This window comes from Achromobacter animicus (genome assembly GCF_902859585.1).
GTDB classification, from domain to species: Bacteria; Pseudomonadota; Gammaproteobacteria; order Burkholderiales; family Burkholderiaceae_B; genus Achromobacter; species Achromobacter animicus.
Genome location: NZ_CADIJM010000011.1, coordinates 146,446 through 156,025, shown reverse-complemented (window position 1 = coordinate 156,025; position 9,580 = coordinate 146,446). Strand labels below are relative to the sequence as shown.

At 65.2% G+C, this 9,580-nt stretch carries 8 protein-coding genes; 3 read left to right on the top strand and 5 right to left on the bottom strand.

The window, feature by feature from the left end:
* Positions 1-291 precede the first annotated feature (291 nt).
* The 5 genes from rodA to HV681_RS21940 all read right to left on the bottom strand — a co-directional run bounded on the left by rodA (position 292) and on the right by HV681_RS21940 (position 5,937).
* On the bottom strand, positions 292-1,428 hold the full coding sequence (gene rodA / locus HV681_RS21960) for a rod shape-determining protein RodA (RefSeq protein ID WP_056560313.1): 1,137 nt from the start codon (positions 1,426-1,428) through the stop codon (positions 292-294).
* The gene (gene mrdA, locus HV681_RS21955; RefSeq protein ID WP_175124993.1) at positions 1,425-3,353 is read right to left on the bottom strand and encodes a penicillin-binding protein 2; all 1,929 of its coding nucleotides are present in this window, start codon (positions 3,351-3,353) and stop codon (positions 1,425-1,427) included. The genes rodA and mrdA overlap by 4 nt, the downstream gene beginning before the upstream one ends.
* Positions 3,354-3,368: 15 nt before the next feature.
* The gene (gene mreD, locus HV681_RS21950) at positions 3,369-3,875 is read right to left on the bottom strand and encodes a rod shape-determining protein MreD (protein WP_175125001.1); all 507 of its coding nucleotides are present in this window, start codon (positions 3,873-3,875) and stop codon (positions 3,369-3,371) included.
* Positions 3,876-3,924: 49 nt separating this feature from the next.
* Positions 3,925-4,809, bottom strand: a complete 885-nt coding sequence (mreC, locus tag HV681_RS21945; protein WP_056560320.1) for a rod shape-determining protein MreC — start codon at positions 4,807-4,809, stop codon at positions 3,925-3,927.
* A gap of 84 nt (positions 4,810-4,893) precedes the next feature.
* Positions 4,894-5,937, bottom strand: coding sequence for a rod shape-determining protein (locus HV681_RS21940; RefSeq protein WP_006216320.1), 1,044 nt, complete (start codon positions 5,935-5,937; stop codon positions 4,894-4,896).
* A gap of 229 nt (positions 5,938-6,166) precedes the next feature.
* Here HV681_RS21940 and gatC point away from each other — a divergent pair, with 229 nt between their 5' ends.
* From gatC to gatB, 3 genes are read left to right on the top strand one after another with little or no spacing between them, the layout of a single operon-like run.
* Positions 6,167-6,475: an Asp-tRNA(Asn)/Glu-tRNA(Gln) amidotransferase subunit GatC gene (gatC, locus tag HV681_RS21935; protein ID WP_175124992.1), complete on the top strand. Its 309-nt coding sequence runs from the start codon at positions 6,167-6,169 to the stop codon at positions 6,473-6,475.
* A 3-nt stretch (positions 6,476-6,478) separates the two neighbouring features.
* Complete coding sequence (gene gatA / locus HV681_RS21930) at positions 6,479-8,014, top strand: Asp-tRNA(Asn)/Glu-tRNA(Gln) amidotransferase subunit GatA (protein ID WP_175124991.1); 1,536 nt, start codon at positions 6,479-6,481, stop codon at positions 8,012-8,014.
* A gap of 4 nt (positions 8,015-8,018) precedes the next feature.
* On the top strand, positions 8,019-9,476 hold the full coding sequence (gatB, locus tag HV681_RS21925; RefSeq protein ID WP_175124990.1) for an Asp-tRNA(Asn)/Glu-tRNA(Gln) amidotransferase subunit GatB: 1,458 nt from the start codon (positions 8,019-8,021) through the stop codon (positions 9,474-9,476).
* Positions 9,477-9,580: the final 104 nt, after the last annotated feature.

Below are 9,580 nucleotides of genomic sequence, written 5' to 3'. Positions count from 1 at the left end.
CTGCACCACCTGACAAAGCGCGCAGAGACCATGGGCTACAGCTTGGTACCGTTGGCCACCCCAGAAAAAGCCAATGAAATATCAACAGCTTAGGAGGAGTTTCTTGAGAGGGAAGGCCGAAGGCCTGGACGAAGATGACGAGGGGGAAGTCCGGAGCGAAGGCTCCGGACCGCAATCGTGGGCGATCGCACCCACGGTGACCGCGGCGTCGGGCGACCTACGAAGAACTTCGGGGCGCCAAGATCACCGACCTAAGAAGAACCCATCGGCACCAAGATCAGCAATTCAACATCAAGTCTTCACAGACCGATGCCGACTAATACTCATCATGATCCCAAACGCAATCCCCATCGTGAACAACGCCGTCCCCCCATAACTCATGAACGGCAACGGCACCCCCACCACGGGCAAGATCCCCGTCACCATGCCTACGTTCACGAATACGTAGATGAACAGCATCATCGTCAGCGCGCCCGCCAGCAGTCGACCGAATTGCGACGCGGCCCGCGACGCGATCGTCAAACCGCGCGCCATCATCAGGCCGTACAGCACCAGGATTGCAATACCGCCGTACAGGCCGAATTCCTCTGCGTACACGGCAAAGATGAAGTCGGTCGTGCGTTCCGGGATGAAGTCCAGGTGCGTCTGCGTTCCCTTCATGTAGCCCTTGCCGTACACGCCGCCCGAGCCCACTGCGATCATTGACTGGATCGTGTGAAAGCCCTTGCCTAGCGGATCCGAGCTGGGATTGAGCAGCGTGCAGACCCGGTGCTTCTGGTATTCGTGCAGCACCACCCAGTCCACGTCCGGCTCGCAGAGCTGGTCTTCGTAATAGACCAGCGTGCCAATGGCGATGACGCCGGCCAGCATCACCGGCACCAGCAGTTTGAACGACAGTCCCGCGAAATAGATCACGAAAAAGCCCGCGCCGAAGACCAGCAGCGCCGTGCCCAGGTCGGGCTGCAGCACGATCAGGCCAAATGGTGCGGCCAGCATCGCGGCGGCGGCGAGGAAGTCGCGCACGCGGACCGCGCCTTCGTGGCGCTGGAAATACCAGGCCAGCATCATCGGCACCGCGATCTTCATCATCTCGGACGGCTGGATGCGGGTCACGCCCAGGTTCAACCAGCGGGTTGCGCCCTTGCTAGTTTCGCCGAAGAACTCGACGCCCAGCAGCAGCACCACGCCCACCACATAGAACGGCAACGCCAGCTTCATCAGCAGCTTTGGCGGAATCAGCGCCATTGTCCACATCGCGAAGAACGCGATGATGAAGTTGCGCGACTGTTCCGCGAAGCGCCAATCCGTGCCACCGACGGCCGAGTGCATCACCGTCAGGCCCAGCGCCGCGAACATCATCAGGATCGCGAGCAGCGGCCAGTCGAAGGCCGTGAACACGCGCAGCAGAATCAGGCCAAGACGTTTCATTGTTGGCGCACCAGGTCGGAGGCGATGTCATCGACGGTCGCCATGGTGTCGGCGGGTTGGGGACGCGCGATCTTGTCCTGGCGATCCTTGGCCAGCCAGTAATCGAAGACCTTGCGCGCGACCGGAGCCGCCACGCTGGCGCCCCAGCCGGCGTTTTCGACGATCAGCGCCACGGCGATGCGCGGTTGCTCAAGCGGCGCGAAGCCCATGAACAGCGCGTGATCACGCAGGCGTTCGTCGATCGCGCTGGCCCGGTAGTGGCCGCCACGCAGACTGAACACCTGCGCCGTGCCAGTCTTGCCGGCCGCCTGGTACGGCGTGTTGGCGAACGCGCGCCGCGCCGTGCCGGCGCGCACCACGTCGGCCATGGCGTTCTTGATGACGTCCACGTTGGCCTGCTTGAGCGGGATGCGGTAGTCCGGCGGCGCCTCGGTGGGCTTGGCCACGCCCGAGCGCGAATCGCGCACCGCATGCACCAGGTGCGGGCGGCGGTACAGGCCGTTGTTGGCCAGCGTGGACGTGCCCTGCGCCAGTTGCAGTAGCGTAAAGGCGTTGTAGCCCTGACCCACCGCCACGGAAATCGTCTCGCCCGCGTACCAGCGCTGGCGCTCCTTGTCCTTGTAGGCCGAGCGCTTCCAGTCGGTGGACGGCAGCACGCCGCGCTTCTCGCCTTCCAGGTCGATGCCGGTGATCTGGCCGAACCCGAACTGCTTGGTGAAATCGTGCAGGGCGTTCACGCCGATTTCAGGGCCAAGCGAATAGAAATAGGTGTCGGAGGAGACGACGATGGCCTTGTGCATGTCCGTCATGCCGTAGGCCGCGCCGCCAGCGTTGCGGAACTTCTGTCCGCCGAATTCGTAATAGCCCGGGTCCGAAACCCGGTCGGTCGCGCGGCGTTTGCCCAGTTCCAGCGCGGCCAGGGCCACGAAAGGCTTGTAGGTGGAGCCGATGGGATACGTGCCGTACAGGGGACGGTTGATCAGCGGATGGTCCGGCGATTCGTTCAGCATGCGCCAGTTGTCGACGTCGATGCCATCCACGAACAGGTTCGGGTCGAACGACGGCTGCGACACGAACGCCAGGACCTCGCCCGTGTCCGGGTCGATGGCGACGAGGGCGCCGCGCTGGCCCTCGAAGGCCTCTTCGGCCACCTTCTGCAGGCCCATGTCGATGGACAGCATGATGTCCGAGCCCGGCACCGGATCGATGCGGCGCAGCGTGCGCATGGGCCGGCCGCCGGCGGTGACCTCGACTTCTTCGAGGCCCGTGCGGCCGTGCAGCTGCTCTTCCCAGGTCTTTTCGATGCCCTTCTTGCCGATGACCTCGGTGCCGCGGTAGTTGCCGAGCTGCCCGGCACGGTCCAGCTCTTCGATGTCGTTGTCGGCGATGCGGCCAATGTAGCCGACCACGTGCGCGGCCGACACGCCCTGCGGGTACTCGCGCACCCAGCGGGCGCGCAGTTCGACACCGGGGAACTGGAAGGCGTGCGCGGCAAACCACGCGGCTTCGGTTTCGTTCAGGTTGTTGCGCAGTTGCAGGCTGGCGTAGCGGCTGGATTCGGCCGCGCGGCGCTTGAAGCGGCGCTGGTCGGACGGGCTGATGTAGACGACTTCGGTCAGGCGCTCGAAGAGTTCGTTCATGTTGCCCGCGTGGGCCGGTACGACTTCGAGCGTGTAGGTGCGGTAGTTGCGGGCCAGGACTTCGCCGTTGCGGTCCAGGATCTCGCCGCGCCGCGGCGGAATCGGCACGACCGCGATCCGGTTGCGGTCGGCGCGTTCGGACAAGCCTTCGTAGCGGTCGACCTGCAGATACCAGAAACGGCCGACCAGCACGCCGAAGCAGACCAGGGCGAAGGCGCCGCCCACCCAGGCGCGCAGGCGAAAGCGCTGCTTCTGCTGCTGGCCGGTTTTCTTGAATTCAAACATGACGCAACGCCGCCGTCAGGCGGATGAGGATTCGGCGTCGTCGACACCGCGTTGCGGCAGGTGCAGCACCCAACCCGCCAGCGGCCACAACGCAGCCGTCAGCAGCACGCTGATGCCCCAGTCCCAGCCCGGCCATTTTCCGGCCAGCCACGCGTGGATGATCTGGGTGACGAAGCGCGCAATGAAGAACACAGGCAGCATGTGCATCGCCTGGCTCCAGAGGTCGAACCGTTGCAGCCGGCGATGCAGGACCACCGCGCCGTAGGCGACGAGCGTGTACGACAGCGCGTGCTCACCCAAGAGGCCGGCGTCGTGCACGTCCATCAGCACGCCGAAGAAGAAAGCCGTGAACAGACCCACGCGGCGCGGCTCGTGCACGCACCAGAAAGCGATGATGAGCAGCAGCACGTCGGGCGCGCCCTGCCACAGACGCCACGGCAGCAGCGACACCAGCCAGGCGAGCAGGACGGTGCCCCACACGAAAAAGGCATGCGCGGGACCCGACAGCCGGTCGGGATGCACGTTGCTGGGCGTGCCAAGGCGGCGCGGGGACTGCCCCGCAGCGTGTTGGTTAGTCCGATCCACCGGAATCGACCTCCTGACGGTTGGACTCGGCGCGATCCACATCCACCTGCAGAACCAGGAAATGGCGATAGCGTTCGGGATGGGCCAGCGGTTCACATACGGCGCGCGCGAAACCTGAGGCGGTATCGCGTTCCACCGAGGTCACCTTGGCCACGGGCAGGCCGGCGGGAAAGAGGCCGCCGACGCCGCTGGTGACAATAGTATCGCCTTCCTTGATGTCGGCATTGGCCGCCAGGTAACGCACTTCCATCTTGCCGGGCGAGTTGCCGCCGAACGCAATCAGACGAAGTCCGTTGCGCAGGAGTTGCACGGGGATGGAAACCTGCTCGTCGGTGACGAGCGCCGCCTCGGCGGTCATGGGCGTCACGCGAACGATCTGGCCAACCACACCGCCTTCGTCGATGACGGGCATGCCGGGCGCCAAGCCAGCCTTGCTGCCCTTGTTGAAGACCAGGCGCTGCGTGAACGCGTTGGTGGGTTCGTACATGACTTCAACAACCACTGCGGACTGCGCCACGGTGTCGGTCACGCCAAGCAGGCGGCGAAGCTGGGAGTTTTCGGCGGCAAGCTGCGCCGCGTGGGATGCGACCTGGGCGAGTTCGATGCGCTGACGCTGCAAGGCTTCGTTTTCGCTGCGGATGAGGTTGGCCGCGTTAACCCATTCGTTGACTTGCTGGACGAGATCGCGCGGCGCCATGACGGCACGCTGGAACGGATAAAGCCCTACGGCAATCGCGCGGCGCGCCGGTTCCAGCATGCGCCATTGGGAATCCATGACGATCAGGGCCAGAGCAAGGACGACCAGAACGACCAGCCGCACCTCTGCCGGTGGGCCGCGCCTGAATAGGGGGGGAGTCCCTTGTCGTTGCATGAATCTCAGCCCGGGCGCCCGCGTCCGAGGCCCCCGCAGCGGCCGGAGCCAGAAAAAAGCGGGGCTCCGGGCTGGCGGGCAATATTAGTCGTTGATGAAGATGGCGCCCAGTTTCTCAAGGTGTTCCAGCGCCTCGCCGCAACCGCGCACGACGCAGGTCAGGGGATCGTCGGCCACCACGACCGGCAGGCCGGTTTCTTCTTGCAGCAGGCGGTCCAGGTCACGCAGGAGCGCGCCGCCACCAGTCAGGGCGATGCCCTTGTCGGTGATGTCGGCGCCCAGTTCGGGCGGCGTCTGTTCGAGCGCGATCTTGACGGCGGAAACGATCTGGTTGAGCGGATCGGTCAGCGATTCGAGGATCTCGTTGGACGAGACTGTGAAGCTGCGCGGCACGCCTTCGGCCAGATTGCGGCCCTTGACTTCGATTTCGCGGACTTCGGAACCCGGGAATGCGGAGCCGATTTCCTTCTTGATCAGTTCGGCCGTGGGTTCGCCGATCAGCATGCCGTAGTTGCGGCGGATGTAGTTGACGATGGCTTCGTCAAACTTGTCGCCGCCGACGCGCACGGAACCCTTGTAGACCATGCCGCCCAGCGAGATGACGGCCACTTCAGTGGTGCCGCCGCCGATGTCGACGACCATCGAGCCGCTGGCGTCGGACACGGCCAAGCCGGCGCCGATGGCGGCGGCCATGGGTTCTTCGATCAGGAACACGTGGGAAGCGCCGGCGCCGAGCGCCGATTCACGGATGGCGCGGCGTTCAACCTGGGTGGAGCCGCAGGGCACGCAGACGATGATCCGCGGGCTGGGCGCCAGCATGTTGCGGGGGTGCACCATGCGGATGAACTGCTTGAGCATCTGTTCGGTGACCGTGAAGTCGGCAATCACGCCGTCTTTCATGGGCCGAATGGCCTCGATGTTGCCGGGAACGCGACCGAGCATCTGCTTGGCTTCGTGCCCGACGGCCTGAATGATCTTCTTGCCGTGGGGGCCGCCTTCATGACGGATTGCGACCACGGAAGGCTCATCGAGAACGATGCCCTTGCCGCGGACGTAAATCAGCGTATTGGCGGTACCTAGGTCAATCGCCATATCGCTGGAAAAATAACTGCGCAGGAATCCGAACATGGGAGCTCAGCTAAATTCTGGGGGGAATTGGGGTCAAGCCGCGGGGCGTTTGGCCCGTGAAACAACGGGTCCGCCTGTCATCACGGCGATTAAACCGTGAATCATAACTTATAATTTCCCCGGAAATAGCGCATAAATGCAGGCTATTCAAGCTTTGTAACGGGTTTGGCGTATGCATACTGCCCACTCCCGCCCCGCGGCCTTCGCTTACCGATTTTTGCAATCCCCCATGGCGCTCAACGACAAAGATGTGGCCCGCATTGCCCGGCTGGCCAGAATCGAACTGACCCCCGACCAGCGCACCGTCGCGCAGGCCGAACTCAACGGCATCCTCCACCTGATCGAACGGCTTCAGTCCGTCGATACCCAAGGCGTCGAACCCCTGGCTCATCCCCTGTCCGCGCACGAGGACATCGTATTGCGCCTGCGTGAAGACGCCGTGACCGAAGCCGGATCGGAAGCCCGCCGCCAGGAACTGCTGGCCAACGCGCCCGATGCCCAGGACGGCCTGTTCCTGGTTCCCAAGGTCCTGGATTAAGTCATGACGAAACCTGCCCTGCATACCCAATTCGAGGGGATCGCCGCGTTGCGCGCGGCCCTCGCGCAACGCGAAGTCAGCGCGGTAGACCTGGCGCAAAGCGCCCTGTCGGCCGCCGAAGCGGCCAGCGGCCTGAATTCCTTTTTACATATTGACGCCGAATTGACGCTGGCCGAGGCCCGCGCGGCCGACGCTGCACTGGCAGCCGGCACCGCGGGTCCGCTGGCCGGCATCCCGATCGCCCACAAGGACGCGTTCGTGACGCGCGGCTGGCGCACTACCGCGGGCAGCAAGATGCTCGACGGTTACGTCAGCCCGTTCGACGCGACCGTCGTGGAACGCCTGGGCGCGGCCGGCGCGGTGTCGCTGGGCAAGCTGAACTGCGACGAATTCGCCATGGGCTCGGGCAACGAGAACTCGGCATACGGCGCCGTGAAGAACCCCTGGGATCACGTTGCCGTACCCGGCGGCTCGTCGGGCGGTTCGGCCGCCGCCGTGGCCGCCCGCCTGGTCGCCGCCGCCACCGGCACCGACACCGGTGGCTCGGTCCGCCAACCCGCCGCGCTGTGCGGCGTCAGCGGCATCAAGCCCACTTACGGCACCGTGTCGCGTTACGGCATGGTGGCCTTCGGCTCCAGCCTGGACCAGGCCGGCCCGCTGGCCCCCAGCAGCCGCGACCTGCTTGAAATCCTGGATGTCATCAGCGGCTTCGATCCGCGCGACGCCACCAGCCTCGAAAAATGCGATGGCGCGGTCAACGAACCCGGCCGCGTGCGCCGCGACTTCGACGCCGCGCAGGCCCGTTTCGACGCCGCCGGCAGCCAGCCGCTCAAAGGCCTGCGCATCGGCGTGCCTGAAGAATACTTCGGCGCCGGTCTGGCCCCCGATGTGGCCGCCGCCGTGCAGGCCGCGCTTGAGCAATTCGAGGCGCTGGGCGCCGTGCGCGTGCCCGTCTCGCTGCCGCGCACCGAGCTGGCCATTCCGGCGTATTACGTCATCGCTCCCGCCGAAGCGTCCAGCAACCTGGCCCGCTACGACGGCGTGCGCTACGGCCACCGCGCCAAGCAGTATGGCGACCTGAACGAGATGATCAGCCGCTCGCGCGCCGAAGGCTTCGGCGACGAGGTCAAGCGCCGCATCCTGATCGGCACCTACGTGCTGTCCCACGGCTATTACGACGCCTACTACCTGCAGGCGCAGCGCCTGCGCCGCCTGATCGCGCAGGACTTCCAGCGCGCCTATGCCGATCAGTGCGACGTCATCATGGGACCGGTGACGCCGTCGGTCGCCAAGAACATCGGCGACAACCGCGACGACCCGACCGCCGACTGGCTGGCCGACGTCTACACGCTGGGCGTCAGCCTGGCGGGCCTGCCCGCCATGTCGATCCCCTGCGGCTTCGGCGGCGAGAACCAAAATCGCCCCATCGGCCTGCAGATCATCGGCAACTACTTCGACGAAGGCCGCCTGCTGGCCATCGCCGACCGCTACCAACACGTGACGGACTGGCATCAGCGTGCCCCTGTCCAGCAAGGCTGAGAACATGAACTGGGAAATCGTCATCGGCCTGGAAACGCACACGCAGCTTTCCACGGACTCCAAGATCTTTTCGGGCAGCAGCACGCAATTCGGCGCCGCACCCAACACGCAGGCGAACGAGGTTGACCTCGCCCTGCCGGGCAGCCTGCCGGTCATGAACCGCGGCGCGGCCGAACGCGCCATCCGCTTCGGCCTGGCCGTGGGCGCCAAGATCGCCCCGCGCTCGGTTTTTGCGCGCAAGAATTACTTCTACCCTGACCTGCCCAAGGGCTACCAGATCAGCCAGTACGAGCTGCCGGTGGTGGTGGGCGGCTCGCTGTCGTTCTTCGTCGGCGAAGAAGAAAAGACCGTCAACCTGACGCGCGCCCACCTTGAAGAAGACGCCGGCAAGTCCCTGCACGACGACTTCAACCTGGGCAATGGCAGCCCGGCCAGCGGCATCGACCTGAACCGCGCCGGCACCCCGCTGCTGGAAATCGTGACCGAGCCCGAAATGCGCTCGGCTGCCGAGGCCGTGGCCTACGCGCGCGCGCTGCACAGCCTGGTCGTGTGGCTCGGCATTTGCGACGGAAACATGCAGGAAGGCTCCTTCCGCTGCGATGCCAACGTGTCGGTCCGCCCGGTAGGCCAGAAGGAATTCGGCACCCGCACCGAGATCAAGAACGTCAACTCGTTCCGCTTCCTGGAACGCGCCATCACCTACGAAGCGCGCCGCCAGATCGAGCTGATCGAGGACGGTGGCACCGTCGTCCAGGAGACGCGCCTGTACGACGCCGACCGCGACGAAACGCGCAGCATGCGCAGCAAGGAAGACGCGCACGACTACCGCTACTTCCCCGATCCCGACCTGCCCACGCTGGTGATCTCCAGCGCGTGGGTGGACGAGGTCCGCGCCGCCATGCCCGAACTGCCGGCCGCCCAGCGAGCCCGCTTCGAAACGGAATACGGACTGCCCGCGTACGACGCCGCGCAACTGACCATCAGCCGCGATCTGGCCGCGTACTTCCAGGCGGTCGCCAACGCGCTGCCGGCCGGCCAGGCCAAGCTCGCGTCCAACTGGGTCATGGGCGAAGTCGCCGCCGTGCTCAACAAGGAAGAAAAGACCATTGCCGAATCGCCCGTCGCGGCGCCGGCGCTGGCGGCCCTGATCGGCCGCATCATCGACGGCACGATCTCCAACAAGATCGCCCGTGAAGTCTTCGGCGCCATGTGGGCCGGCGAAAATGGCGGCGATGCCGACGCCATCATCGAATCGCGCGGCCTGAAGCAGATCAGCGACACGGGCGCCATCGGCGCGATGATCGACGAGGTGCTGGCCGCCAACCCGGCCATCGTCGAGGAGTACCGCGCCGGCAAGCAGAAGGCGTTCAACTCCCTGGTCGGCCAGATCATGAAGGCCGCCCGCGGCAAGGCCAATCCGCAGCAGGTGAACGATCTGCTGAAGCAGAAGCTGGATAGTTGATGGACCGCCGGTTCTCCTCGCGGAAAACCGGCGCAATATCAGACTGAATCGGGGGCCGCGGCATATTGCCGCGGCCTTTTGTTTGGCCAAGAATGATCTGGTCG

Bases quoted from the DNA above. Each gene is read 5' to 3' on its own strand.
- rodA (WP_056560313.1), bottom strand. From the start codon at position 1,428: ATGAAACGTCTTGGCCTGATTCTGCTGCGCGTGTTCACGGCCTTCGAC.
- mrdA (WP_175124993.1), bottom strand. From the start codon at position 3,353: ATGTTTGAATTCAAGAAAACCGGCCAGCAGCAGAAGCAGCGCTTTCGC.
- mreC (WP_056560320.1), bottom strand. From the start codon at position 4,809: ATGCAACGACAAGGGACTCCCCCCCTATTCAGGCGCGGCCCACCGGCA.
- HV681_RS21940 (WP_006216320.1), bottom strand. From the start codon at position 5,937: ATGTTCGGATTCCTGCGCAGTTATTTTTCCAGCGATATGGCGATTGAC.
- gatC (WP_175124992.1), top strand. From the start codon at position 6,167: ATGGCGCTCAACGACAAAGATGTGGCCCGCATTGCCCGGCTGGCCAGA.
- gatA (WP_175124991.1), top strand. From the start codon at position 6,479: ATGACGAAACCTGCCCTGCATACCCAATTCGAGGGGATCGCCGCGTTG.
- gatB (WP_175124990.1), top strand. From the start codon at position 8,019: ATGAACTGGGAAATCGTCATCGGCCTGGAAACGCACACGCAGCTTTCC.